Here is a 25,656-nt window from a genome sequence, read left to right on the forward strand (position 1 = left end):
TCGCAGCGCTCATGTCAGCCTTAGATTCCTGGCCGGAGCCTAAACCATTGGCAGGCCAGGATTCCATGGGCATGGTGCATTGCGTAGCATGAAGGCAGTTATCCCCGACTGCATCCGAATCCATGATGATTATCACCGTAGGACTTCGTAGCGGCTTTGCAGAGGTAGCTTGCCCTAAAGAACAGTGCAGGCAGTTCATCCACATCACCAGGGCGGACATCTCGGTCTATTCGGTATTCAGCGTTTGGCGGGATATTCACCAGTCCTCTCACGCCATCAATGGACAGTCCCAGAGCGCTTGCCCAGGCCTCTTTCATGCGGTTATTGATATTGCTGGCTTTAGACTTGAGCCACCCCACCGTGTAGTAGGCCTCCTGATTGAGCAGGATCAGCAGGTGGTAATGCGGGCGCCCCATCTCTCCGATTTCTCTGACCCAGACGTAACGCACCTTGCTGTCATGGGCGTACGGGTTGCGCTGACGGGCCTTGGCGCGGTTGTGCTCGATCTTAGCCTTGAATGAGTCGATAAACCGGCTGATGACTTCGTTGGTGTAAGCGTAGTCAGGCAGATCAATACCAACCGGTAGGCGTAGATCCACTCGGAATGCCAGCACCCTGGAGTGCTGATCTAGCGCTAGGTCAATGGTCTGCTTCAGGCGGAAAAGGTATTCGCGGATGAAGGGCCCTACGGCAAGCATTACGGGCAAGCCATCGAAGGTAGGTAAGTCGTGCAGGTGAAGGTTGGTGTTATCGCGATGACGACGCAGAGGGCGTTTGGTGCAGGGGGTATCAAGGTGCATGGTTACTACTCCTGGGTAAGGTTCATAACCTGTGCCCATTGAGTATTTTTTAACCGTTACCTCTTGATGCTCAATCGCCGTAGATACCGTTGATATTCCAATGACCTGATGAGTAGTCCTGGAACCCTTTAGGTAGTGATGACCGCTTACAGCATATTACTTTTACCGAGAATGACGCTCTCGACTGGCTAGGGAAACGAAGCCCCAATTTCCCAGCCTGGCCGGATCATTTCTGCCAGCGCCCTGCTCCGGAAGAAAACCAACTCCGCACGCCCGGAGATGGCCATAAGTCAGGCGATCTCGGGCCCCGATAAGCCGTGCACTGAAGAGTGCCATCGCTCGGTCTGAAGAGAGACTTACAAATCCCCATTGGTCGACAGCCCGCCCGGCATAAACGCCACGACCAACCTGCGGTGGTCGTGGCGTTTATGGCTAATTTAGACGGCAACCCCCAGCCGACTGACGCGAGCGGGGCCGGCATCGGCTTGGTCACGCTCTTCGACCCTGGCTAGGATCCAATCGTGTACCTCGCTATCGACCCAGCCGACGCAGCGATCTCCCAATGAAACCGGCTTCGGAAAGGTGTTCTCGGCGATGTACTTGTAAATGGTCGACCGTGCCAGGCCAGTCGAGTCGATGACTTCTTTCAGACGGATGATTCGCATGAGCAGGCTCCTCTGTATGGCTCAAAGGATTACCCGGGGTTGTAAAAAAACACCTGATTAACGTCGCGCCATAGACCTGGGCCTAAAGCGAGAAGCCAGAGACTGACTTGGCCGAGGAGTTCATCGGGAAGACCGCTTCTGATGTCATTTGGCGTCGCCGGCCGCCCCCCCTCCGAGCCACATCTCAGCCACCTATCACGATCCAACCGCGCCCCTCATGTCCGCTCCTAAAGTTCGCTCAACATCGTTTCTAAAATGCTGCCCTAGCCTTGCCCGATGACCAACCGCTCCTCTGTTAAGGACATAGGTAGTCCTGGCTCATCACGGTAAATCTTCCACCTCACGCGCATAAGCTTAGTGGCAGCATGAATATGCGGAAATCCTTAACGCCTATCAATCATTAAAAAATCAGCTAGAAATCAGATTAAAATCATCTACAGCCCAGTAAAAACGTAGAAATATTCAAAACTAAAACCATAGAATAATAGTAGAAATCTGCTACAGTACTGATAGAGTATCTTTAGATCTTTACTATATCGTTTATAGATCTATATTTTTTATTTTATAGAGCAAAGCTATAACTAAATTATACAATAGTTTATATTTATAAGCTAAATCAATATGGTAGAAATTAACTATGGCAAATACCGACAACCGAAAAGTGTCAGATGCCCTTAGCGAGCTACTCGGCGATCCAGGACGCAATGCGCGCTATGACATCTGGCTATGGCTACATCTCCAGATGGACCGTGATGCTTCGTTTGATCCAAGCACCTGCGGCGGCTTGACGATGCGTGACGAAATCGCCTTTTTTTTGAAGACGAAGAAATACCCCCTGCATCGGATTGCACGTGAGAAGGACCAAAGCCTGATTCCAGATGAATCACTCGCATGGATAGACGAAGACGAAAGGCAGCATCAATGGCTACTTGGCAGGATCGAGAAACTCGCCAATTTGAGACTGCCCAGGGGGCTTGTTCATCTCACAGGTAGGAAGCTACTGATAGCTCTAATTGATAGCTGGGACGCATACTTGGAGGAGAAGTCGGAAGAGATTGAGCTTCTTCGCAGGGAGTGGCTGAAGCACAAAGCAAAGGACAGTGCATTCGAGTGGTTCGCAGAAAAGAAGGAAAGCGCTTCACGCTGTGCTTGCGCCTGGGAGTGGCTAGTGAAGGACAACAGCCTCGTATCCAGACGGACCATTCCCATTACCAACTACAAAGAGTTGCTGATGTTCTTCGATGGAGCGGAGCTCGGACGTAACGAGCAAAAGGCGATCATCAATGAGATCAAAAAGAGATGGAATCGTAAGCAGCTCGACGTGCGCAACCCTGACAAGAAACAGCTCAACGTAATGATCCCGATCGCGGTAATCGCCCAGCTGGATGAATTAGCCGCAAGGCACAAACTGAAGCGACCGCAAGTCATAGAGCGCCTGATAACAGGCGAGTTCGAAGCAGGGATACACCTTGATTACTAGCAGCCCCCACGAGCCTTCCTCTCGTTGATTAGGCGGCGCACCCACCCCCGACACTGCCTTGAAGCAACAGCATCAAAACTCTGTATTCCAAACAGTATTCCATACAAATTTCTTAACCGAAATATGCGATTTATATCAATAGCTTACAAAGCCAGTTCAGATTACCCCGGCACTACAAGCTATTTTCTGATCCGGACACTGGACACTCCCAACGTGCTGAACCTCTCCAAAACCAATAGCCCGAAGCAGTTTCGTAGCCTGCTCTAAGACCATGCTCACTACTTCGATTTTTTTACGGCTACACGGTACCACCGCCTACACAATCCACTGATGCCCACCCCGCCGAGCTCGCTCATAAGAACGGCCCCGCTCTACCAGTTCAGGAGAGACGAGTGGGCCAACATAAGCCAAGCGCCAATCTGTCAGAAGCATGGATCGTGGCACGTAAAGATACTGACCTGCTGGCAAGACATGGGGTGTGATCCGTGAGCGCGGAGCGTGCTTGTCCAAGAGAGCCAATGCTTCAACCATCTGTTCTTGAAGGCGCTTTCCGGTTTCGCATAGCGGCACTGGTTCGCTGGGCCGGATAGCGTTCCAGGCAAAACGATCGGCGAGAACTTCATTCACCGCCCGGATGACCCGATGACACGCTGTGTGAATATCCCGATCATGGATTTCAAAAATTTTGAAGATGCAATGATTGCTGCGATAGTGGCCAAGCTCATGCTGCACGATGAATTCATAAATTTCGTCATCTTCAAGCTGACTCCAATCAATTTCAGGTCGCTGCACACTTCTGAGTCGACCGGCGTCAACACTACGAGCTATTTGAATCACGCCCTTTTCCTGCAGAAATGGAGTATCAACACATGCATCTGCATGCACGGCTTGGACGAAGGGATTAAAGATCCCCCAAGCGCCTCGTAACTCTTCATGCGTGCCAATCGCGAGGCAGCAACCTGATTGCTTGGTTAGCTCGGCGAGCTGCCTATACTGAACGCGACCAAGTCGCAGGGTAGTGTCGGTTTTCATATGGCACCTCCTGGACGCTAAGCCGTCACCGGCTTGATGCCTCCCTCACCAACTCACCCTAACCCCCACCGTCCCACTCGTCCCATCCAGCTTCTCACTGTCCAGACTCGTGTCGTAATCCACCGCCAGATACACACTCACCCCGCTCGACAATTTCGCCACAACCCCCGCTCCCACATCCGCCGACGAAGCCTTGTGATCAGTCTTGATCCGGTCGACGCCGTTATAGGTGGTGGTGTCTTTGCCGCCGAAGGTGTGCCAGGTGTTGGCGCGCAGGTAGGGTTCTACGGGGATGTTGCTGACGGTGTAGCGGCCTTTGAGGCGGGCGCCGACGCGGCCGGTCCAGTAGGGTTGGGCGTCGAAGGAGACGTCGGAGATGCCGTCGTTCTGTTTGTCGAGGTCGATGCTTTGGTGGATGACTTGCACTTGCGGTTCGACGACCCAGTTTTCGGAGACGGGCATTGGATAGCCGGCCTCCAGTGAGAGGGTGACGGCGTGGCCTTCGGTGTCGAGTTTGACGCCACGATCGGAGCGGTTGGTGCCGCTCAGGCGGGTGCCCATGGCGACGGTGTCGATGTACCAGCCTTTGGGGTCGACGAGGGTCCAGTAGGCGCCGAAGTTGTCGCCGTCGAGTTTGATGTGGCCGGATTTGCGGTGCTGGAAGCCTTCGGCGAAGCCGTCGACGTCGCCGCGCAGGGTGCTCTGTCCGACGAAGAAGCCCAGTCGCTGCAACTGGCCGGAATCGGTGGTGGCGGCGTACAGGTCGTGGCCGATCTGGTAGCCCTTGGTCGAGCCGTCGAGTTTCGGCGATACGGTGCCGGACCAGCTTTTTTTCAAGTCGCTGCCGTACACACGTGCCCAGCCGGCGGGCACGACTCCTTGTTCGGTGAGCAGGCTCTGTTCGCCCTGGCGTTCGTGGAAGGTGCCGAGGCTGTTGAGGGTCATCATCTGTGCAGCCGGGACGATGACCGAGTAGACCGGCACTTCGAGCCGGTACAGCGGAACGGGATCGGATCCGGCTGCGGGCTGCGGCAGCGGCGGCGTGGTGGCGGCCGGTTCCGGGGCGACGGCGGCGGTGTCGGCCGGTGGCGTCGGCGTTGCCGGGGTGGCGGGCGCCACGGGCGTCGCAGTGGGGGCTTCGACAGGTGGCTCGTCGGCGCTGACGGTAGGCGCTGCAGCCGGTATGGGCGCTGCGGCCTGGGGAATGACCGGCGGCGCGGCGAACGGCACAGGCGAGGCCGCGGGCGCTGGTGCCACCACGGAGGAACGCAGGTACCAGTTGTTTTCCGTGCCGGCGTTCACACCGCCTTTGAACAGGTAGTACTGATAGGCGCCGGCTGACAGCGAACCGGCGAGTGCAAATGCGCTGGTGGTGCTGGTCGCACCATTGGTGGCTTGTACCACTTCGATGCCGTTGGACTGAGTCAGGCCGCCGAGGCCACCGAGGTTGCTCACCGCCAGTTGTGTGCCGCCACTGATAGTGCCCTGCGACACGATCAGTTTGTCCGTGGCCGAGGTGTCATCGCCCAACACCGTCTGCAGCCGCAACTGGCCGGCGTTGCCGACGTAATTGCCGTACACGGTGAGGCTGTCGGTCGCCGTCGAACTGCCAGTGGTCATGTCGATGATGCCGGCGTTGTTGAGGGTCGCCAGTTGCCCCGCCGCATACGGACGGATGGCGCCCTGGACGGGCGCCAGCGTACTGGTTGCATCGATGTTGAACGTCCCGGTGCCGCTCACGCTGTCACCAAGAAAGAAGTCCCCCGGCAGGTCGAAGTGCGACTGGTTGTTGAGGTTGACGGTTTCCCAGCCAAGGTAACGCTCAGGCACTCCTGAAGTGGTGTTGCTGAAGGTCAGTTGGTCGTTGCCCAGCCCGCCGTCTACCAGCGGCGTCGCGGAGAGCGTGCTCTCGGTGAGGTTGGTGATGCGCGCGACGTCATCGCCGTCGCCCAGCAAAACTGCCGAGCGAAGCACTCCGCCGCCGGTCCAGTTGAAGGTGTCGTTGCCGGTGCTGAAGCGGATCTGGCCGGAGACCGTGCCGCCACTGATACTTACGATGTCGTCGCCGCCACTGACGCTGATGTTGCCGCCAATGCTGCCATTGGAAATCGTGATCGTGTCGCGCCCGAAGCCAGTGACGAGGTTGCCGATGATCTGCCCGCCCGACATGTTGAAGATGTTGTCATCGAGCTTCATGTCGACCCGGCCGATGCTGCCGCCGGTCATGGTCGCGACATCGCCGTCCTCGAAAGCGCCGGTGATGGTGCCGCCACTCATATTGAAGACATCGGGGGAGTTGCCCTGGGACAGCGACAGAATCGTGCCGCCGGTCATCTGGAAACTGTCCACACCTTCACCCTGAATGACAGCGCCAGTCACGGTGCCGGCGCTGATGCGAAAGGTGTTGGTGCCATCGCCCAGATTGACCGCGCCCTGAACGGTGCCGGAGTTCATCAGCACCTGATCGGCACCGGGCCCGAACGTGACATTGCCGGTCACGGTGCCTGTGCCGCCGGCGGGAAAAGTGAGTGTGTTGTTACCCAATAAATCGGTAAGTGCGGGACTGGTATTACTGTCACAGACGTAGCTGTCATTGCCTGCACCCGCTGTCAGCGTGCAGGCTGCCTTAATCTCCGTGGCTGGCAATAACAACATAGATACGCAAGACATATAGAGAATATTGCTGACGCTCGCCCGAATGGGCTGCTTCATCAGAATACTCCGGCGGGGATGACCCGACCTGTTAATTCCCTTTAGACACCGGTGCGATTTTCTTTTCGAAAAACACCGAGTTGTTACTCCTGACGCTTATTGAGCTAAGAGTAAGCTCGCCAGCATGTCAAGTTAGCGGCCAATTTACGCAAACAAGCGGTGATGAACACAGTGGATAAAAGCAGGCCGATGACACCCACAAGACCTGACCTGCGACCGGACGTCGCACGTTGTGACAACGTTAACAAACGCGTAGAATCCGCCCCATCTCGTCGTATCTCCCCATACTCATAATATTTTGCTGACCGCACGCACCGCCCTGGCTCCGGCCTCGCGCGGCGTTTTGGCTTGTCGGCGTTTTGTTCCAGGGCAGTGCGGCATCCTGACGATTCTTCTTTTTGAGGCTGGCGCGTCCTGCACATGAACACCACCGATGCTCGCACTGGAAGTTGGCTCAGCGTGATTGCGCTGGCCCTCGCGGCCTTCATTTTCAACACCACGGAGTTCGTGCCCGTGGGGTTGCTGAGTGCCATCGGCCACAGTTTCGACATGACCACCGCGCAGGTTGGCCTGATGCTGACGGTGTATGCGTGGATCGTGTCGTTGACGTCGCTGCCGATGATGCTGATGACCCGCAATATCGAGCGGCGCAAGCTGCTCACGTTCGTGTTCATGCTGTTCATCGCCAGCCATGTGATGTCGAGCGTGGCGTCGAGCTTTGGCATGTTGCTGGTCAGCCGTGTCGGCATTGCCCTGGCCCACGCGGTGTTCTGGTCGATCACGGCGTCGCTGGCGGTGCGCGTGGCGCCGGCTGGCAAGCAGGTGCAGGCGCTGGGCCTGTTGGCGACTGGCACTTCGCTGGCAATGGTGTTGGGGATTCCGCTGGGGCGCGTGCTGGGTGAGGCGTTGGGCTGGCGTACCACGTTCCTGTCCATCGCCATTGCTTCGGGTCTGACGGTGTTGGTGCTGATCAAGTCCCTGCCGCTGCTGCCAAGCCAGAATTCGGGCTCGCTGCGCAGCCTGCCGATCCTGTTCAAACGTCCGGCGCTGGTATCGCTGTATATGCTGACGGCGCTGGTGATCACCGCGCAATTCACCGCCTACAGCTATGTCGAACCGTTCGTGCAGGTGGTGGCGAAGATGAGCGGCGAGATGACCACGCTGGTTCTGCTGCTGTTCGGCGGCGCCGGCATTCTTGGTTCGATCGTGTTCAGCCGTTACAACAACCGTTATCCACGCGGCCTGTTGATCACCGCCATCGCCGCGTTGGCGTTGTGTCTGGCGCTGCTGCTGCCGCTGTCCGGCAAGGCGTCGTGGATCGCCACTCTGAGCGTGATCTGGGGCATGGCAATCATGTGCTTCGGTCTGGTCATGCAGGCCAAGGTGCTGGCCATGGCACCGGACGCCACCGATGTGGCGATGTCGTTGCACTCGGGCATCTACAACATCGGCATCGGCGGCGGCGCCCTGCTCGGCAGCATGGTGATCAGCCAGTTGGGCATCGCCAATATCGGCCTGGTCGGCGGCCTGGTGGCGCTCAGCGGCCTGCTGTTGTGCTGCCTGGCGACGTATCGGTATGGCGAGAGTATTCGTGCCTGATCACGGCACGACATAACTATTTTATTGATTCAACAGAGATTATCCGTGGGAGCGAATTCATTCGCGATGCGGTGTTTCAGGCGATAGACCCACGCCGACTGGAATAGCGCATCGCGAATGAATTCGCTCCCACAGGGTTATCGCCGCTGCCTGGCCCTCTGCACCATCAGCAGATGCGTCTACCCCGCGTCATTTCAGGGTTCCCGCCCCAACCATCATTCCTGTCGATATCCAACATTCTCCTGATTGCCTTCCGCGAAAAATCCATCGGCGTACTATCAAGTCACACCCAAACACGAACCGAGGGCAGGAAAAATGGTTATTCATCTTCTGACTTGCTTGTCGCTGACTGCGCTGACCACGTATGTCTTTGCCCTCAAACTTTTCGCTCAGGAGTCGGTGCATGTCACCGCTGACGTAAACGTCGAACGTGTTATGGCCCGGGCCAACTAAGGCCCCAGTAGCTGACACTTATCAGCAACTTTCTACTTCAACTTTCTGTTTGATGCGGAGCACTCGACATGACCCGAGCCGTCACCCTGCACGTCAGTTTCCCCAAGTTTGGTCGAAACTATTACTCACAACATGTCGTGACTCGTAAACACCGCCAGAGCCTGATCGAAGACACTCGTTTCGATGCGTTCATGATGCCGTCGGCGGAAAACCACTTCAGTAATGAGGTGGTCGGTTTCAACGATCAGTTCCGTTTTCTGACTGATGTGTTGGCCATGCATCTGCTGGAAGTCGAAGCCGCGCGTCCTGCCCGTAAAGCCCGTCCTTCGGCGCAGGCCCGCAGTCTCTGACGCTGTATCGGCCGCAGGGGGTGTGCCCCCGACACCGCCTGCGGCCAGCCAGCTTCATCGACACCCCCGAAGCCTCACCAAAATTCAATTTTGGTGAGGCTTTTCTTTTCAATCGTTATCCTCTGAGCATTAAATTCAAAAATATTGCACTGTGACTGCATTATTTCGAATTTGCCTCCGAGGCGTTTCCTGACCACAATCGGCGTGCTTTGAGTGCGACCGGAAGGCTGCCGCAACAGCCCTCCATGTCGTTCTGCCCTTTGAAAAACTATTAGCATTTCTATGCACAGGAGCTCGGCGATACCCGCGAGCTCCTTTTTTTCTGCCCTGTGATACCGACCGACCGTGAAGAATATTCTGCGCAGCTTCATCCCTCATTCCCTGAATACCCACCCGGCCGAGTGGTCCCGTGCGGCCATCGGTGCATGCCTGGGTATTTTCGTCAGCGCGCTGTGCTGTCAGCAGCTGTTTGGCATGGACATCACCCTGCACCTGCTCGGCCCACTTGGCGCCTCGGCGGTGCTGTTGTTTGCCGTGTCGACCGGCGCGCTGGCGCAACCCTGGTCGATCATCGGCAGCTATCTGATTTCGGCGCTGGTTGCCCTGCTATGCATTCAGTTGCTGGGCAATACCATCTTCGCGGCTGGCGCTGCGGTGTGTTCATCGATCCTGATCATGTGCGTGTTCCGCTGCCTGCACCCGCCAGGAGCGGCCATCGCGATCAGCATCGTCACCTCGAAATACGACCTCTCGGCCATGGGCCTGCACGTGCTGGCGCCGGTGATGCTCAACGCCGCAACGCTGTTGTTCACCGCGCTGGTCTACAACAACCTGACCCTGGTGCGTTATCCGCGCCTGCAAGCGAAGCCGGCCGAACAACCGGCAGCGTCCCATGAGATCGCGCTGCCTGAACGTGCCGGCTTCAACGCTGCCGACCTGGACAAGGCGCTGGACGAGATGGGCGAGTTCGTCGATGTGTCGCGGGACGATCTGGAAACCATTCTGCACAAGACCGAAGAAAACGCCCTGCGCCGCAGCCGCGACGACATCGACACCGAACAGATCCTCGCCCGCAGCAGCCAGAGCCTGTCGCTGGAGCATTCGGTGGCAGACGCCATGAAACTGCTCGCCAGCCACGGCAGCAAATACTTGCCGGTGCTGGATGCGGAGAAGAAGGTGATTGGCATCATTACGTTGGTGGAGTGAGCATCTACGCACACTCATGTAGGAGCGCGGCTTGTCCCGCGACCGACCGGGGACCGGTCGTAAAACCTGTGCATGCGGTCCACCTGATACACCGCGTTGTCCGAATTTACTGCCGGTTCCCGGCAGGTCGCAGGGCAAGCCAGCTCCTACAGGGACCGGCGACAAGCCAGCTCCTACAAGGGGCAGCGGAAAGCCAGCCACCTTGAGATCAGATCGGCGGCTCCCAGCGCTGCGACCAGTCGCCCTCGCGCGCGGCCAGTTCGCGCAGCAAGGCGAAGGCTTTCGGCAAGGCCGCCGAGTGGTTGTTGCGTGAGTAGACCAGGTAGGTCGGATAGCTGAACTCCGGCGCCAACGGCACCCGTTCGAGCACACCGCGATCCAGATAGGATTGCACCACGCGAGTCCGGAAGTAGCCAGAGCCACCATTGTCGAGCAGATACTGCAAAGCCAGTGGCCCGAGGTTGAATGCCACCGCTGCCTTGGATTTTTCCGGCATCGCCGCGTCGTGTTGCTGACGAAACGCCGGCCCCCAGTCGATGTACACGTAGGGTTCGGGACGCTCGACCACACGCACCAGAATCAACTTTTCTTCGAGCACCTCTTCGACCTGCAGGCCGGGCCAGTAATCAGCCTGATAAACCAGCGCCGCATCCAGCACGCCGCTTTCGACATCCTTGATCAAGGTCACGCCTTCCTTGACCTCGGCATGCACGGCGTAATCGGCGATGGACTGGCGGATCTCGCGCACCCAGCCGAGCAACAGCGGGTTGCACAGGCTCATTTCAGCGCCGACGTGCAGCACGTGGTGATAGCCGCCCGGCAATGGCACGTTGCGCCTGGCCGCGTCCCAGGTCTGCACCAGTTGGTTGGCGTAGACCACAAACGCTTCGCCATCGGCCGTCAGGCGCGCGCCGGTGCGGTTGCGGATGAACAGCTTGCAGTCCAGATGGCTTTCCAGTTTCTGCACCCGCGCGGTGATCGCGGTCTGGGTGACGTGCAGCTTTTCGGCGGCGGCCATCAGGCTGCCCTGGCGAACGATTTCGAGAAAAGTACGGGCGAGGTCAATGTCCATTGGCGCGGCTCGGCATCCAGCATCATGAAAGCCGGGCCATGGTAGCGCAGCCTTCGTGCATAAATCCGAAATCTGCTGTCTCATATGGCAGGCTCGCACGGGGTGCGAGTCGCTTACTGACTTCTTTTGTGGAACACACCATGAAACACGCGCTGCTCACCGGCCTGCTCCTGACCGCATTCGCCCTGCCCTTCGCGGCGTCTGCCAACGACGACAACAACATGTGTCAGATAAACCTGAGCAAGATCCGCGATGCCAAAGTCGCCCGTGCCGACCTCAGCGATGCGGTGAAAAGCGATGTCGACACCACCGTGCATCGCGCCGAATCGGCGCTGGCGCGACACAACGACGACGGCGCGCGGGAGTGCGTGGCACTGACGCAACAAGCGTTGCAGAAATTGCAGAGCAATTGATTCGACAGCAAACCCACCCCCTGCAGGAGCTGGCTTGTCCTGCGACCGGCGGGGCACCCGTCGTAAATCCTGTGCATGCGTTTTGTCTGATTCACCGCATTCACCGGTTTTACGACTGCTTCGCAGCCGATCGTAGGACAAGCCAGCTCCTACAGGGATCGCGGAGATACGCCTTTATCTCAACACCAACAACCGATAGACCCCCGCCTCGTTCTCGATGCCGTGGGTGTCATGGGTGAAGCCGGGGAACGAGCGATCGAAGCTCTCCAACGCCTTGAGATACGCCAGCACCGGCCCTTCGGCCGATCCGATGTGCTCGCCCGGCATCAACAACGGAATGCCTGGCGGATACGGCACGATGCCGGTGGCGGCAATGCGCCCTGCGGACGCTTCCAGGGTGACCTGCTCGACCTCGTTCCTGACCAGTTTTTCGTAAGCCTCCACCGGACTGAACTCTGCCTTGGGCAGCATGCCGAACGCCTGCGCCATGGCGGCGGTGGTGCGGGTCTTTTTCATGGCGGCGAAGATTTCCTGGGCCAGATCCTTCAGGCCCATGCCGGCGTAACGCAACTGGTTGGCCGCGAGCAGTTCAGGCAGGCACATTTCCAGTTCGAGGTTGTTGTCGTAGTCGCGCTTGAAGTCGAGCAAGGCGTTGACCAGCGTGCCCCATTTGCCTTTGGTGATGCCGATGGAGAACAGAAAGAGGATGGTGAAGTCGGTGGTTTTTTCCACCACGATGCCCTGCCGCCCCAGGTATGCACTGAGCACGCACGCCGGAATGCCGAAGTCGAGCAATTGCCCGTCGTCGCCCATGCCGGGGCTGAGGATCGACACCTTGATCGGGTCGAGCATGCAGTAGCCGTCTTCGATGTTGCCGAAGCCATGCCAGACCTCGTTCGGGTGCAGCACCCAGCAATCGGGATTGCGCTTGAGCTCCACCAGATCGACTTCATGAAACGGCACCGCCAGCCCACCGACCTGCACTGTCGGCGGCTGCCAGCAGGAGAAAAACCAGTCGTCATGCCGCGACATTTCACTCTGCATGCGCGAAATCACCTGACGGAATGCGATGGCTTCCTCGATGGATTCATTGGTCAGAATCTGCCCGCTCGGTGCCTCCATCATCGCCGAGCTGACGTCGCACGAAGCCATGATCGCGTAATTTGGCGAGGTCGAGGCGTGCATCATGAACGACTCGTTGAAGCGTCCATGGGGAATCGGATTGCGCCCGTTGCGCACATGAATCATCGACGCCTGGGACAACGCCGCCAGCAGTTTGTGAGTGGACTGGGTGGCGAACACCGTCGGCTTCGACGCGTCGTGATCGTCCGGGCTGCCGTGCATGGCGAACCGGTTCTTGTACAACGGATTGAAGCGCGCGTAGCCGTACCAGGCCTCGTCGAAATGCAGACGGTCGACGCTCTGCCCCAGCAGCTCTTCGACCCGAGTGACGTTGTAGGTCAGGCCGTCATAGGTGGAGTTGGTGATGATGGCGTGAACCGGCGTCGGGTCGATGCCGCTGTGTACCAGCGGGTTGTTGGCAATCGCGGTTCTGACGCCTTCGGCGCTGAGGGTCTGCGGCAGGATCGGGCCGATGATGCCGAAGCGGTTGCGGGTCGGCACCAGATAGGTCGGAATCGCCCCGGACAGGGTCATCGCATGCTCGGCGGACTTGTGGCAGTTGCGGTCGCACAGGGCGATCTGATCGCGGGTGACACTGGCCATGAGGATGACACGGTTGGACATCGACGAGCCGTTGGTCACGTAGTACGTGCGATGGGCGCCGAACACCTTGGCCGCATAGCGTTCGCCCTGGCCGATAGGCCCGCTGTGATCGAGCAACGAGCCCAGTTCGCCGACGGAAATCGACAGGTCGGAGCGCAGCAGGTTCTCCCCGAAAAACTCATAGAACGCGCGCCCCGCCGTGCTCTTGAGAAACGCCGTGCCGCCGGCATGGCCCGGCGTGTGCCAGGAGTATTCGTAGCTGCGGGCGAACTTGAGCAGCGCACCGAACATCGGCGGCAGCACCGCCTGGCGATAGCGCTCGATGGCCGCCAGAATCCGACCGCTGAGAAAGCGGCTGGTGTCTTCCGGCAGCCAGATGAAGTCGTCGGCATGCTGCATGACGATCAACGGCACGTTGGACGCCGTGCTGCGGTCGCTGATCAGAAACACCGGTACCCGGGTGTTGCGCTCGCGCAGCGTGGTCAGCAGATCGATGCAGGCCTGATGGTCGTTGCTGGTGTCCATTTCCCAACTGAGCAAGACGCATTGCACGGCCGGGTCGGAGCTGAGAATCGACTTGGCGTCGCTCAGGCTTTCCGAGGTCAGCACGCTGATGGAACGCTCTTCCACATCGCTGATCAGTTGCACCAGCGCGCGGCCGAACACGCTGCGTTTGTTGGGCTGATTGCAGACCAGCAATGCCAGCATGCCGAGCAGGTGTCTGTATTCCGTCATGGTCGAGCCTCCACAGGCAGGGCAGTCATGGTCAGGTCGTTCACCGGCACCGCCTCACCGCGCAGGTGCTGCGCCGCCACGGTCTGGGTCGGCACGCTGTTGTTGAGCGCCTCCAGCCGGATCAGCCGGGTGTTGACGAAGCCGAACAGCGTGTAGCCGACGATGGTCGCCACGCCGCCGAGCATCAGTGCCTGGGCGCCGGAGCTGTACAGCGCCAGGTAGCTGTAGGCCGCGGCGATGTACGCGACGATGTTGGTGATGAGGGCCTTGTCCGGCGGCACGTTGGAGACTTTCTGCAACGTCATCAGCGTCGCCATGGACAGGATGTACGGCACCAGATTGGTGACCACCGCCAGATTGACCAGGGTGTCGAACTGCTTGGACAGATCCGGGCTGATGGTCAGCAGCGCCATGGCCGTCTGCATCGCCAGCAGGATCAGCATGCTGATGATCGGCACGCCATGCTTGTTGGCCTTGGCGAAGATCGGCAGAAAGTAACCCGTGTCCGCCGAACTCTTGAACACCTGCGCCACGGTGAACTGCCAGCCCAGCAGCGAGCCGATGCAGGCCAGCACCATCAGGCCCATGACGATGCTGCCGATCATGGGATTGAACATCTTCGCGAAGACCAGCCCGAACGGCGCGGTAGAGGCCACCAGTTCGGCGTTGTCGACGATGCCGGCGATGACGTTGGTCGAGACGATGTAGATCATCGCTGCGCCCAGCGTGCCGCCGAGCACCGCAATCGGCACGTTCTTCTCCGGGTTTTCCACGGCATCGCCGTTGGCGCAGGCCGATTCCAGGCCAAGGAATGCCCACAGCGTGATGGCGACCGATGCGCCCGCGGCGTCGTACCAGCTCTTGTCGTGGGGGTTCCAGCCCGTCGCATAAACGTTGCTGTCGAACCAGAACCAGCCGATGGTCGAGACCAGTACCACGGGTGCAATCACGCCCCACACCGTCACCGCGCCGATCTTGCCGGTAATACTCGCGCCGCCGAAGTTGGCGAACGTGGTAATCCACAACAGCGCAATGGTTGCCAGGCCTACTTGCAGGGCGCCCAGTTTTATATCGAACAGGGTCTGGATATAACCGACGGCGGTAATACTGATCGCCACATTGGCAATCAATAACGACAGGCCATAGGTGTAATTGGTGATGTAGTTGCCGGATTTGCCGAAGGTATATTCGGCATACCCGCCCATGCCGCCGGTCTTGCGACTGAGCATGCCGCAACGGGCGAAAGCGTAGGCCAGCGCCAGTGAGCCGGTGGCGGTGATCAGCCAGGAAAGGATGGAAATTCCGCCGACTTCGGCGAGTTTGGTCGGCAACAACACAATGCCGGAACCCAACATGTTGACGGCCGTCAACATCGTCAGTTGCCCCACGCTCATTTTCTTCGCGACTGACATTCCGTTGCCTCATTTGCATGAAGTGAGTGCGTTTAGCTATAGCAAAACTTTCTCACTAAGCAAGAAAGTTTGACCATTCAGCTTGCTAGCCAAAAGCCACTTTCATTCACTGCAAAACAAGTAGCGAGGCATTCAACAAGAGCGGGAGGATTGTTTTAAAACATATTCGAACGGGTTGTTTATGTAGCGCCCCTCAAGATCGCCACCCATTGTAGGAGCCGGCTTGCTGGCGAACGGGTCAGGTCAGTCACATCGGTATTGGCTGACCGGTTCGCCAGCAAGCCGGCTCCTACAAAAGAGAAATCCGGGGGTGAAAGACGGGACGAGCGCTCAATCCGCCAGTGTGGCTTTCATCCGGGCCATCACATCCAGATCGGTCCGCTCGAAGCGCAGCGGCGTCACCGAAACCCCGCCGTGGGTCACCACGTACGTTTCGCTGTCGTCGTAATCAGGACGCTCATGACGATCGATGCTCAGCCACGAATAGCCCTGCTCGCGCATGTCGGTACGCTGATGGATGTTCAGGCCATCCATGCGCCCGATGCCCTGACGGGTGATCTGCAGCGGCCCGGCCTGCTCCGGTTCGACGTCCGGGAAGTTGATGTTCAGACACACATCTGCCGCCCACTCCATGCCGATCACCCGGCGAATCACATCCGGCGCCAGCGCCCGCGCCGTGCCCCACTTCACCGCGTCGCGGCGGGTAAAAAACTGGCTCAGGGCAATCGACGGCACGCCCAGCAACAGGCCCGCCATCGCCGCGCCAACGGTGCCGGAGAACATGGTCTCAACGCCGAGGTTGGCGCCCTTGTTGACCCCGGACAGCAGCAGTTGCGGTGGTTTGTCCATCAACTGGCGCAGGCCGATGGCAACGCAATCAGCAGGCGTGCCGGACACCGAAAAACGCCGCTCGCCCAATTCCTTGACCCGTAACGGATGGTGAAGACTCAGCGCATGGGAAATGCCGCTTTGATCCTGCGCTGGCGCGACAATCCACACCTCGTCGGCCAATTCACGGGCCACCGCTTCGAGGACTTCCAGCCCCGGGGCGTCGATGCCGTCGTCGTTGGTGATCAGGATTCTCTCGATTCGCGGGGCGGACATGGGGTTCTCCTAGGGCAGGTAAAAACAGTGATGAATGTTGTCGCGGACCTGTAGGAGCGCGGCTTGTCCCGCGACCGGCTGCGAAGCAGTCGTAAAACCGCTAACAGACAGACCGCATGCGCAGGGTTTACGACGGGCTCCCCGCCGGTCGCGGGACAAGCCACGCTCCTACATGATGTTATCGGGCATCAGATAAACAACGTCCACAAGGCAAACCCGGCATACCAGACGATCGCCGCGCGGATCAGCAATTCCCACAGCACGTCGAGGCTGTTGACGCCTTCGGCACCGACAACCGGCGCAGGCACCTCACCGGCGACACAGCCGGCACGGGTGATCAGGCTGGTCGCGCTGATGTTCCAGTTGAGCAGCTCACCGAGCATCACCCGGCTGACTGCGACGAAATTGCCGACCAGAGCAAAACTGGCCGCCAACAGGCGCACAGGTACCCAGTCGAAGGCATGGCGCAGCTGCGTGGCGCGCTCGATCAGCGCGGGCGTCTTGCCGCGCTCGGAGGCCAGCGCCAGCAAGCGATAGGCCAGCGCCGCCACCGGCCCGAGCACGAAATACCAGAAGATCACGGCGAAGAAACTCTGATAGACCTGCCACAGCAAATACGTCTGCGCGCCGCCGAGCAGTTGCTCTTCGTTCTCGGCCTTGATCCCCAGATCGCGTTCGGCCACCAGCACCGCCGCTTCCTGATCGCCACGCCGGCAGGCGTCGCGGAACGAACCCAGATTGGCTTTGATATCACCGCGACCGAGGCTGTAGATCAGCACCAGCAGGTGAATCGGCAGGGCCAGCCAGCCGTAGGCCACGGACCCGACGATCACCAGCACCAGCGCCAGAACCAACAACGGCAAGAGGATGGTCATCGCCAGAATCCACCACGGCCGCTTGGCCGTGCGCGGGTTCGATTCCATCCGCCACAGCTGGTTCAGCCACGGCGCATCATGCTGAACACGCTGACGCAGGGCGGAAAACTTCTCGATCCACACGGCCAGCAGCAACACCAGAAAACTCATGAACAACTCCTTGAATCAAACCTGCAAACCGGCACGAAAACGCTCCCAGTCAAAGTGTGGCCCCGGATCGGTCTTGCGCCCCGGCGCGATGTCGCTGTGACCGGTGATCCGTTGCGTGGTGATGGCCGGCCAAGCGGACTGGATCTGCCGGGTCAGCGCGATCAGCGCGTCATATTGCGCGTCCTCGAACGGCTGGCTGTCGGTGCCTTCCAGCTCGATGCCGATGGAGAAATCGTTGCAATTTTCCCGACCGTCGAACAACGAAACGCCGGCATGCCAGGCGCGATCCAGACAGGAGACGAACTGGGTCAGCGCGCCATCACGTTCGATCAAAAAATGCGCGGACACGGTCAGTTGGGCAATGCCTTCAAAGTAGGGGTGTTCGCTGATGTTCAGGCGATTCTGGAAGAACTCCTGCACCTTGCCGGTCTTGAACTGCGCGGGCGGCAGGCTGATGTTGTGAATCACCAGCAGCGAGATTTCAGCGGCGGGACGGGAATTGAAATTGGGCGAGGGGCAATGGTGCGCGCCTTGGCACCAGCCGGTGGCAGGGTCCAGTTGCATGGTGAAGCTCCTTACGGTGAATCGACGCCAGTCAGTATGCCCCTGATGGACCAGAGTGCCTATCTCGCCCTTGTGGGAGCGAATTCATTCGCGAGGGGCCGGTGTGGCCGATAGAGATTGATTGAATGTACCGCCGCATCGCGAATAAATTCGCTCCCACAGAGGGGCCCAACCAGAACCGCCAGGGTCAACCCTTGAGCTTGCGCAGATTGCCCAGCACCGACTCCAGCGCGCGATCGAACAGCAGCGCATCGTCCAGCACGCGAACGGTGCCGCGACGGAACTCCACAGCCAGGCCCATGCGGGTCTTTTCCAGCACCTTCATGCCGGTGCGGTTGACGAACACGTAGCGCCCGCTCGGCTGAACGATGGCCGCCAGCTTGCAACGCAACTTGTGTTCTTCGTCCTCCTGCAACTCGACCCAACTGCCCAGACGCAATTTGTCGACCTGCAGCAAACCTTCGTCGTTCTCTGGCAGGTGCAGCGCCGGCTCGCTGATGACTTGCTCGCCCGGCGCCACCAGGACGATTTCCTCGACCACCGCCATCATCGACGGGCCTTCGCCGAACAACTCGGCGACTGTCTCGGCGGCGCTTTCCGGCGCGCGGGTGACGTTGTTGAACGCCTGCACATGCAAGGCTTCCAACTGGCTGAAGAATTCACTGGTGGCGAACGGATCGAACGCCGCGCTGCTCAGGCCTTCACGCAGGGACTTGAGCAGCCCCGGCACCACTTCCAGCAGACGCTGGCGGGCTTCCGGCTCTTCGTGGGGTTCGACGCTCCAGATCAGGTCGTCCATCGCCTGCAAGCCAGACTGCCACTCCGCCGACGCTTCGCCGTGCTTGAGACAAGTCAGCAGCAACACCTTGCTCCAGGCTTCCTGCAACAGGCGCACCACCACTTCCGGCAGGGTCTTGCCCAGCAGCCGGTCATTCAGCGCCTGCTGCACCCGCTGGCGCGCCAGCTCGGCCAGTGCGCGGCCTTCTTCGGCATCGCGGGTACGCTGTTCGAGCAGTTCGCTGCGGCGACGCTCGTCGCTGGTGAACGCGAGGAAGTCCACCAGCAGCTCGGTGAAGATCGCCGGGTCATCGACGAAGTCATGCAACAGGCGCTGCACGATCTGGTCGATGCGGGTGTACAGCGAGTCGCGCTGCATGTCGTCACGCCCGCCCCAGCCCAACGCCGCCGAGGCTATCTCGTTGAGCAGGCGCCGCGCCGGATGGCTGCCGCGACTGAAGAAACTCTTGTCGATCACCGCGACCTTGAGCATCGGAATCTGCAGGCGGCCAATCAACGCACGCAGCGAACCCGGCAGGTTGCGGTCATCAAGGATGAATTCGAACAGCATCGAAATCAGGTTGATCACGTCTTCGTCGACGGTGCCGACGACGCGGAATTTGCCGCTACGCACGCTGACGCGACTGATCAGTTGTTCCAGCTGGGCGCGCAGGTCGAAATCTTCCGGCGACTCGGCACGCGGCACGTATTGCTGCAAATGCGAGAGCAGGCGCAGCAGGTCCTGGCTGGAAATCGGCCGCGCCTCGGTGACATTGTCAGGACGCGGGGTCAGATTGCCGCGCACATGCACCAGCAATTCCTGCAGGGCACCGAAGACTTCCTGCACGCTCTTGTCGAGCTTCTCCGCAGCCTGCACCAACGCCGCATTTTCGGCGCGCTGCTCTTCCTTGCTGGTGGCTGACGAGGACGCCCGGTCAGTGGAGCGGCGCGATGGCACCACCTTCAAATCCGGCAGCACGCCCGCCGAAATCAGCAACTGGTTGGCTTCTTCGTACAGCTGGTCGGCGTTGCTCAGGGCGTATTTTTCAAACAGCTTGAGGATGATCAGCTTGACCTTGATCTCGACTCCGAGACTGCGACCGGCCAGAAGGAAAAAGTCGCACAGCAGTGTCGGCCCGAGCGGGTTGGTTTCGTCGCTCAAGGGCTGAGGAATCAACTCATTCAGGCGCGTGGTCAGTTGGCTCAGGGCTACGCCATCACGGTTCATGACCTTGGTCACCATGGCGTCGACCGCCACCGTGCGCTCCAGGTCATCGTTGTGGACCAGCGCCAGTTTGTCGAAGGACACCGGCTCCGGAAGGATCGGCTCGGCGATTTCGTATTGGCCCAGGCGCAGGAAGGATTCAAAGAATTTGTCGAGGAAGTTGCGCTCGATGCTTTTGCGCTTCAGGCGCAGGTCGCGCATGGCTTCGAAGAAGATGTTCTGTTCGGCATTGTTGCGCGCCCGGTCGGCCATTTCGAACAGCGTGTCGTCGGCGTTATCGAACAGGGTTTGCAGGCTTTCCTTGAGTTGCTGGGCGGCCTTGTCACGCACCTGCAGCAGAACGACGGGCAGCCGAGCGACAGGCGACGGCCCCGGAATATCCGGCCCACCCTTGCCCAACGGCACCACCTTACTGTCGTTCTGCATCAAGGACTCCTTTCAACCATCGACACAACAGCCACAACATGAACGCAAACGAGGGGATCACCCTCGTTTGAGCGAATCTCGATTTTGTCCCTGGGAGGTACTACGGCAAACGTCAAATCTATGACGTCAAATACAAGGCGTATTATCTTGCAAAAGCTGTCGGCCCGCCAGCGAGTTCTCTGACTCTCTCAAGCGTAGGACCGGCCAAGGCTGCCCGTGCAGGCATAGACCACGAAAATCGCAATCTGTCGCACGAGAGGTAAAAAAACCGACAAAGTGCAACGGAAACATCCGAATGGGTGAGGGAATGTCGGTGGGTTGGTACGGCTGACTGCCTTATACTCGCGGCACTTAGTGAGTGGAGCCCGATATGCCGAATTTACGTCTCGCCGCGCTGACCGCAGAAATCGAAGCCAACGTACGCCGTGCGTTGCTTGAGGACGTCGGCAGTGGCGACATCACCGCGCAGTTGATCCCGGCCGAACGTCTGGCCAAGGCCACGGTGATTACCCGCGATGCCGCCGTGATCGCCGGCACCGCCTGGGTCGACAGCGTCTTCCGCCAACTGGACCAGCGCGTTGCCGTGCATTGGCAGGTCGCTGACGGCGAACGGGTCAAACCCAACCAGCCGCTGTTCCACCTCGAAGGCCCGGCCCGCTCGCTGCTGACCGGTGAACGCAGCGCGCTGAACTTCCTGCAGATGCTGTCTGGCGTGGCCACCCGCGCGCAGCATTACGCCGACATGGTCGCCGACACCCAGGTCAAATTGCTCGACACCCGCAAAACCCTGCCCGGCCTGCGCCTGGCGCAGAAATACGCGGTCACCTGCGGCGGCTGCCACAACCATCGCATCGGTCTGTTCGACGCCTTCCTGATCAAGGAAAACCACATCGCAGCCTGCGGCGGCATCGCCGAGGCCATCAATGCCGCGCGCAAGATCGCACCGGGCAAACCGGTAGAGATCGAAGTCGAAAGCCTCGATGAACTGAATCAGGCCCTGGTCGCCGGTGCCGACATCATCATGCTCGACGAACTCAGCCTCGATGACATGCGTGAAGCCGTGCGCCTCACCGCTGGCCGCGCCAAGCTCGAAGCCAGTGGCGGCGTCACCGACGCGACCTTGCGCACCATCGCCGAAACCGGCGTGGACTACATCTCCATCGGCACGCTGACCAAGGACGTAAAAGCGGTGGATCTGTCGATGCGTCTGAGTATCTGAACCGCATACACAGCCCGGCCCGCCGACGGTGAACATGCACGTTCACCGTCGGCAATGCGCTGTATAGAAGGGCCTCGCCTCAACTGCCGCCTGTCTATCTGGCGCCTTCGCGTATCCGCACTGAAATAATTCGGTAAATCCCGCTTGGTACTGTCCGAGATCATTTTGATATCACCAGCGGATACCGACACATGGCTAGCACACTCGAAACAGTCTCTGCGCTCTACAAAAACATCCTTGGCCGCGACGCTTCCAGCAGCGAATCGGCGTACTGGGTCAACCGTATCGACAGCGGCGTGGAAAGTGTGGCTGACGTGGTCTCGGCGTTCGCGGTGTCGACAGAAGCCTCCAGCAATGTCTCGCCGATCATCGACCTGTATTTCACCGCGTTCGGTCGCGTACCGGACGCCGCCGGTCTGCAGTACTGGCTGGACGCACACCAGAACGGCATGAGCCTGGGCGACATCACCAAAGCTTTCACCCAGTCCACAGAATTCACCACTGGCAACACCGGCAGCAACGCCGAATTCCTCTCGACGCTGTACCAGAACGCCCTGGGTCGCACCGCCGACGCAGAAGGCCTGGCGTACTGGAACAGCCAGCTGGAAAACGGCATGAGCCGCGAACAGGTGCTCGCCTCGATCGGCGGTTCTCAAGAGAGCCAGACCAGCACCGGCGTCAAAACCAAAATCGTACTGACCTACAACGGTCTGCTGGGCCGCTCTCCGACCGAGTCGGAAGTGGAAAACATCCTGCAAAACAAAGGTCAGAAGTCACTGACAGACCTGATCAAGGACACCGCGCAGGATCTGCTCACCAACGGCGGCAGCACCCCGACGACGCCGACCACACCCACCACGCCAACCGAAGCGACCTTCACACCGAAGGACGGCACGACAGATGGCTCGTCGGATGCCTCTGGTGCCGTGGCGCTGGGCGACAAATACATGATCGTGGGTGACGATGAATCCAACGTACTGCGCGTCTATGACCGCGCTGGCGGCGATGCGATCGTTGAGTGGAACTACAGCGAGGCGCTTGGCATTGGCGTCAAGGACGAAGTCGACTTCGAAGCGATGGTCATGGTCGGCAACACCCTGTATCTGACCGGCTCCCACAGCAACACCAAAAAAGGCGTCGAAGCCGACAGCCGCGAAGTCATCTTCGCCGTCACCGTCAGCGGTACCGGCAAGGACACCCAGTTCGAGCTGAAAGGCACCGCGTTCAAAGGCATGGAAGCGGCACTGGTCGCCTGGGATGCTTCCGGCGACAGCGGCAAGCCGGCCGGCTATTACGGCTTTGCGGCGTCCTCGGGCCCAGGCCTCGCGCCGGAAAATACCAACGGCTTCTCCATCGAAGGCATGACCACCTCCGTCAACGACGATGAATTGTGGCTGGGCTTTCGTGCACCGCAGATGGATGGCGTCACCCGCGACAAGGCGCTGATCATCCCGGTGACCAACTACCAGGCACTGCTGAGCGGTGACGCCAGCGCGCCAACATTCGGCGATGCTATCGAACTCAACCTGGGCGGCCGCGGCATTCGCTCCATCGACAAGGCCACCGACGGCAGCGGTTACCTGATCATCGCCGGCCCTTCGGGCTCTGCAACCGATGAAGTGACCAACGACTTCCGCCTGTACACCTGGGACGGCAACGCGCAAAGCGCCCCCGTGGAACTGGACAACAACCTCGACGCCCTGCTGGCTGCCACCGGTGGCAGCTTCGAGTCCATCGTCTCGCCGACCAGCATCAAGCCCGGCACCCAGATCCAGCTCCTGCAAGACAACGGCGATACCATCTGGCCGGGCCAGACCGATGTGTCCAAGGACCTTCCGGATGCCGAGCAGCAGTTCAAAGGCAACCTCATTACACTGGGCTCGCCGGTCATCGACAAAACCGCGCCCTCGCTGGTAAGCGCAACGCCTGCCGATGACAGCACCAACGTGTCGACCGGCACCACCCTGTCGCTGACCTTCGATGAGGGCGTGGCCCTGGGGAGCGGCACCATCGAACTGCGCGACGCCAACGACAACCTGGTGCAGACGTTCCAGTCCGGTGAGGCCGGTGTGAAGGTGGACTACAACAAAATCACCCTGCAGCCAACCAACAAGCTGCAGCCCGGCAACGAGTACCACCTGGTGCTGAACGAAAACGCCGTGACCGACCACTCGGGCAATGCGCTGGCAAGCAAGACCATCGACTTCACCACCAGCGAATCGCCGCATTACAACCTGCTGATCACCGAAGTGAACTCGAATGCCGCGGGCGGGGATTTCTTCGAAATCTACAACTACGGCTCGACCACCATCGACCTCAGCGGCTGGCGCATGAACGACGAAGCCGGCACCTTCTCCGACGCCGTCGGCCTGCCCGACAACCTGACCTTGGCCGCCGGCCAGACCCTGGTCATCGCCTCGGTAAAATCCAGCGACTTTGACGCGTTCAAGGCCGCATGGGGCCTGAGCGCTGCCAGCAACGTCATCAGCATCAACGGACCGGGCCTGGGCAAAGAAGACGCCGTGGTACTGTTCGACAGCAACGGCAACGTGGCCACCGCCTTCAACTACGACCTGACCGACGTCGTCGCCAGCGACGGCACCGTCATCAAGACCTCCGCCGCCACCAACACCTTCACCGACGCCCAACACGCCGGCGCCGCCTACGGCAGCACCGCCACCGCCTCGGCCGTGTGGGACGGCGTTTCCACCAGCAACCCGCACTACGTCGGCGCCGTCAGCGGCCAACTGGGCGCCTACGCCCAGACCGCCAACCCCACCTCCGTCGGCTCGCCCGGCATCACCGGCATCGAACAAAGCGGCGTGACCACCCTGCAGACCGATAGCACCTTCGGGTAATAGGGTTCACGCACGACAAAACACCGCCCCCGGGATGCAGGTTCCGGGGGCGGTTTTGTTTGTGCTGCGGGATGGGGGTTGACGCATTTGGCCTGGACAACGATGGCTTGCTTGGGATGGATGGACGGTAGTCAGAAACGAAAAAGCCCGGTCCAGAGGCTGGACCGGGCTTTCTTTGTAGCTTGGTGCCGAAAACAGGAATCGAACCTGCGACCTTCGCGTTACGAGTGCGCTGCTCTACCGACTGAGCTATTTCGGCCTGCTTGCTTAGCCTACTACGCCCAAATTTTGCTTCCTAGCGAGAAGCACAACATTGAACGCTCTCGGAATCACTTGCAGGAGCCTGGCATCCAGTTGGTTGGTGTGCCCGCGCAAGCCCAAGTAGTGATGTCGGTACCGGACCAAGTTGGTGTCATCTGAACCTGCGTGTCGTTAGCTGCTTTAATGAAGCCCTTAACTGTAATGACACCTGTGGTGTCGTCAACAGCCATCGACGTGGCGTATTTGGTTGCAACAAATCCAGTGGAGCACGCGCTCAACCCGGACTTGGCGCCCTTAGAAGCTGCTGTTTCAGTAACACAGGTCCGTGCACTGCTAGCTGCAAGAATAAGTTCAGATGCCTTAGCCCGAGCTGTGTAGTCCTGGTACGCCGGCAATGCTACTGCAGCCAGAATGCCGATGATCGCTACCACGATCATCAATTCAATCAACGTAAAACCTTTTTGTGAATTCATCGCTACTACTCCAAGCGTCAAATTGGTGATGCCCCTTCAAGCTGTAGCACAGGCCATGCCAATTGCCGGA

General features: G+C 59.4%; 19 protein-coding genes and 1 tRNA gene. 7 read left to right on the forward strand and 13 right to left on the reverse strand.

The genetic code is table 11. The annotated features are described in order from the left end of the window. Positions 1 to 98: 98 nt before the first annotated feature. Both ACIPL0_RS21035 and ACIPL0_RS21040 read right to left on the reverse strand, forming a co-directional pair. Complete coding sequence (locus ACIPL0_RS21035; protein ID WP_400731598.1) at positions 99 to 800, reverse strand: inovirus Gp2 family protein; 702 nt, start codon at positions 798 to 800, stop codon at positions 99 to 101. Between the two features lie 437 nt (positions 801 to 1,237). Further along, entirely contained in the window at positions 1,238 to 1,465 is a 228-nt protein-coding gene (locus tag ACIPL0_RS21040; protein WP_400731599.1) for a helix-turn-helix transcriptional regulator, read from the reverse strand. 637 nt (positions 1,466 to 2,102) lie between these two features. On the opposite strand from ACIPL0_RS21040, the gene ACIPL0_RS21045 reads away from it, so the two are divergent. Continuing rightward, positions 2,103 to 2,945, forward strand: coding sequence for a hypothetical protein (locus ACIPL0_RS21045; RefSeq protein WP_400731600.1), 843 nt, complete (start codon positions 2,103 to 2,105; stop codon positions 2,943 to 2,945). A gap of 315 nt (positions 2,946 to 3,260) precedes the next feature. On the opposite strand, the gene ACIPL0_RS21050 is transcribed toward ACIPL0_RS21045, so the two are convergent. Continuing rightward, entirely contained in the window at positions 3,261 to 3,977 is a 717-nt protein-coding gene (locus tag ACIPL0_RS21050) for a hypothetical protein (protein ID WP_400596334.1), read from the reverse strand. Positions 3,978 to 4,022: 45 nt separating this feature from the next. Further along, complete coding sequence (locus ACIPL0_RS21055; protein ID WP_400596336.1) at positions 4,023 to 6,689, reverse strand: autotransporter outer membrane beta-barrel domain-containing protein; 2,667 nt, start codon at positions 6,687 to 6,689, stop codon at positions 4,023 to 4,025. A 420-nt stretch (positions 6,690 to 7,109) separates the two neighbouring features. Between ACIPL0_RS21055 and ACIPL0_RS21060 the strand changes: the two genes are divergently transcribed. From ACIPL0_RS21060 to ACIPL0_RS21070, 3 genes are all read left to right on the forward strand, one after another. Continuing rightward, positions 7,110 to 8,288, forward strand: a complete 1,179-nt coding sequence (locus tag ACIPL0_RS21060; RefSeq protein ID WP_400596338.1) for a sugar transporter — start codon at positions 7,110 to 7,112, stop codon at positions 8,286 to 8,288. A gap of 521 nt (positions 8,289 to 8,809) precedes the next feature. Further along, complete coding sequence (locus ACIPL0_RS21065) at positions 8,810 to 9,091, forward strand: hypothetical protein (RefSeq protein ID WP_400596340.1); 282 nt, start codon at positions 8,810 to 8,812, stop codon at positions 9,089 to 9,091. Positions 9,092 to 9,436: 345 nt separating this feature from the next. Continuing rightward, on the forward strand, positions 9,437 to 10,297 hold the full coding sequence (locus ACIPL0_RS21070) for an HPP family protein (protein WP_400596342.1): 861 nt from the start codon (positions 9,437 to 9,439) through the stop codon (positions 10,295 to 10,297). Positions 10,298 to 10,505: 208 nt separating this feature from the next. On the opposite strand, the gene ACIPL0_RS21075 is transcribed toward ACIPL0_RS21070, so the two are convergent. Continuing rightward, complete coding sequence (locus tag ACIPL0_RS21075) at positions 10,506 to 11,369, reverse strand: LysR family transcriptional regulator (protein ID WP_400596344.1); 864 nt, start codon at positions 11,367 to 11,369, stop codon at positions 10,506 to 10,508. Positions 11,370 to 11,509: 140 nt separating this feature from the next. On the opposite strand from ACIPL0_RS21075, the gene ACIPL0_RS21080 reads away from it, so the two are divergent. Next, positions 11,510 to 11,782, forward strand: a complete 273-nt coding sequence (locus tag ACIPL0_RS21080) for a hypothetical protein (RefSeq protein ID WP_400596346.1) — start codon at positions 11,510 to 11,512, stop codon at positions 11,780 to 11,782. A gap of 174 nt (positions 11,783 to 11,956) precedes the next feature. Here the strand turns inward: ACIPL0_RS21080 and ACIPL0_RS21085 are convergent, their stop codons facing one another. From ACIPL0_RS21085 to ACIPL0_RS21110, 6 genes are all read right to left on the reverse strand, one after another. Next, positions 11,957 to 14,242 (reverse strand): Orn/Lys/Arg decarboxylase N-terminal domain-containing protein, encoded by a 2,286-nt coding sequence (locus ACIPL0_RS21085; protein WP_400596348.1) that lies wholly within the window; start codon positions 14,240 to 14,242, stop codon positions 11,957 to 11,959. Continuing rightward, positions 14,239 to 15,654 carry a putrescine-ornithine antiporter gene (gene potE, locus ACIPL0_RS21090; RefSeq protein WP_400596350.1) on the reverse strand — a complete coding sequence of 472 codons (1,416 nt, stop codon included), beginning with the start codon at positions 15,652 to 15,654 and terminating at the stop codon, positions 14,239 to 14,241. Before potE ends, ACIPL0_RS21085 begins: the two co-directional genes overlap by 4 nt. Before the next feature lie 330 nt (positions 15,655 to 15,984). Further along, positions 15,985 to 16,758, reverse strand: a complete 774-nt coding sequence (gene surE, locus ACIPL0_RS21095; RefSeq protein ID WP_400596352.1) for a 5'/3'-nucleotidase SurE — start codon at positions 16,756 to 16,758, stop codon at positions 15,985 to 15,987. A 188-nt stretch (positions 16,759 to 16,946) separates the two neighbouring features. Further along, positions 16,947 to 17,783 carry a regulatory signaling modulator protein AmpE gene (gene ampE, locus ACIPL0_RS21100; RefSeq protein ID WP_400596354.1) on the reverse strand — a complete coding sequence of 279 codons (837 nt, stop codon included), beginning with the start codon at positions 17,781 to 17,783 and terminating at the stop codon, positions 16,947 to 16,949. A 15-nt stretch (positions 17,784 to 17,798) separates the two neighbouring features. Beyond that, the gene (ampD, locus tag ACIPL0_RS21105; RefSeq protein WP_400596356.1) at positions 17,799 to 18,347 is read right to left on the reverse strand and encodes a 1,6-anhydro-N-acetylmuramyl-L-alanine amidase AmpD; all 549 of its coding nucleotides are present in this window, start codon (positions 18,345 to 18,347) and stop codon (positions 17,799 to 17,801) included. Between the two features lie 187 nt (positions 18,348 to 18,534). Beyond that, complete coding sequence (locus ACIPL0_RS21110) at positions 18,535 to 20,775, reverse strand: DUF1631 domain-containing protein (RefSeq protein WP_400596358.1); 2,241 nt, start codon at positions 20,773 to 20,775, stop codon at positions 18,535 to 18,537. Positions 20,776 to 21,145: 370 nt separating this feature from the next. Here ACIPL0_RS21110 and nadC point away from each other — a divergent pair, with 370 nt between their 5' ends. Together nadC and ACIPL0_RS21120 are read left to right on the forward strand one after the other, a co-directional pair. Further along, positions 21,146 to 21,994: a carboxylating nicotinate-nucleotide diphosphorylase gene (gene nadC / locus ACIPL0_RS21115; RefSeq protein ID WP_400596360.1), complete on the forward strand. Its 849-nt coding sequence runs from the start codon at positions 21,146 to 21,148 to the stop codon at positions 21,992 to 21,994. 191 nt (positions 21,995 to 22,185) lie between these two features. Next, positions 22,186 to 24,852, forward strand: coding sequence for a DUF3616 domain-containing protein (locus ACIPL0_RS21120; RefSeq protein WP_400596362.1), 2,667 nt, complete (start codon positions 22,186 to 22,188; stop codon positions 24,850 to 24,852). Positions 24,853 to 25,035: 183 nt separating this feature from the next. On the opposite strand, the gene ACIPL0_RS21125 is transcribed toward ACIPL0_RS21120, so the two are convergent. Together ACIPL0_RS21125 and ACIPL0_RS21130 are read right to left on the reverse strand one after the other, a co-directional pair. Beyond that, a tRNA-Thr gene (locus ACIPL0_RS21125) sits at positions 25,036 to 25,111 on the reverse strand. A 70-nt stretch (positions 25,112 to 25,181) separates the two neighbouring features. After that, positions 25,182 to 25,586: a prepilin-type N-terminal cleavage/methylation domain-containing protein gene (locus tag ACIPL0_RS21130; RefSeq protein WP_400596365.1), complete on the reverse strand. Its 405-nt coding sequence runs from the start codon at positions 25,584 to 25,586 to the stop codon at positions 25,182 to 25,184. Between the last annotated feature and the right edge of the window lie 70 nt (positions 25,587 to 25,656).

Source organism: Pseudomonas sp. NPDC090208 (assembly GCF_044746785.1).
Classification (GTDB): Bacteria; Pseudomonadota; Gammaproteobacteria; order Pseudomonadales; family Pseudomonadaceae; genus Aquipseudomonas.

Bases quoted from the DNA above. Each gene is read 5' to 3' on its own strand.
- ACIPL0_RS21035 (WP_400731598.1), bottom strand. From the start codon at position 800: ATGCACCTTGATACCCCCTGCACCAAACGCCCTCTGCGTCGTCATCGC.
- ACIPL0_RS21040 (WP_400731599.1), bottom strand. From the start codon at position 1,465: ATGCGAATCATCCGTCTGAAAGAAGTCATCGACTCGACTGGCCTGGCA.
- ACIPL0_RS21045 (WP_400731600.1), top strand. From the start codon at position 2,103: ATGGCAAATACCGACAACCGAAAAGTGTCAGATGCCCTTAGCGAGCTA.
- ACIPL0_RS21050 (WP_400596334.1), bottom strand. From the start codon at position 3,977: ATGAAAACCGACACTACCCTGCGACTTGGTCGCGTTCAGTATAGGCAG.
- ACIPL0_RS21055 (WP_400596336.1), bottom strand. From the start codon at position 6,689: ATGAAGCAGCCCATTCGGGCGAGCGTCAGCAATATTCTCTATATGTCT.
- ACIPL0_RS21060 (WP_400596338.1), top strand. From the start codon at position 7,110: ATGAACACCACCGATGCTCGCACTGGAAGTTGGCTCAGCGTGATTGCG.
- ACIPL0_RS21065 (WP_400596340.1), top strand. From the start codon at position 8,810: ATGACCCGAGCCGTCACCCTGCACGTCAGTTTCCCCAAGTTTGGTCGA.
- ACIPL0_RS21075 (WP_400596344.1), bottom strand. From the start codon at position 11,369: ATGGACATTGACCTCGCCCGTACTTTTCTCGAAATCGTTCGCCAGGGC.
- ACIPL0_RS21080 (WP_400596346.1), top strand. From the start codon at position 11,510: ATGAAACACGCGCTGCTCACCGGCCTGCTCCTGACCGCATTCGCCCTG.
- ACIPL0_RS21085 (WP_400596348.1), bottom strand. From the start codon at position 14,242: ATGACGGAATACAGACACCTGCTCGGCATGCTGGCATTGCTGGTCTGC.
- potE (WP_400596350.1), bottom strand. From the start codon at position 15,654: ATGTCAGTCGCGAAGAAAATGAGCGTGGGGCAACTGACGATGTTGACG.
- surE (WP_400596352.1), bottom strand. From the start codon at position 16,758: ATGTCCGCCCCGCGAATCGAGAGAATCCTGATCACCAACGACGACGGC.
- ampE (WP_400596354.1), bottom strand. From the start codon at position 17,783: ATGAGTTTTCTGGTGTTGCTGCTGGCCGTGTGGATCGAGAAGTTTTCC.
- ampD (WP_400596356.1), bottom strand. From the start codon at position 18,347: ATGCAACTGGACCCTGCCACCGGCTGGTGCCAAGGCGCGCACCATTGC.
- ACIPL0_RS21110 (WP_400596358.1), bottom strand. From the start codon at position 20,775: ATGCAGAACGACAGTAAGGTGGTGCCGTTGGGCAAGGGTGGGCCGGAT.
- nadC (WP_400596360.1), top strand. From the start codon at position 21,146: ATGCCGAATTTACGTCTCGCCGCGCTGACCGCAGAAATCGAAGCCAAC.
- ACIPL0_RS21120 (WP_400596362.1), top strand. From the start codon at position 22,186: ATGGCTAGCACACTCGAAACAGTCTCTGCGCTCTACAAAAACATCCTT.
- ACIPL0_RS21130 (WP_400596365.1), bottom strand. From the start codon at position 25,586: ATGAATTCACAAAAAGGTTTTACGTTGATTGAATTGATGATCGTGGTA.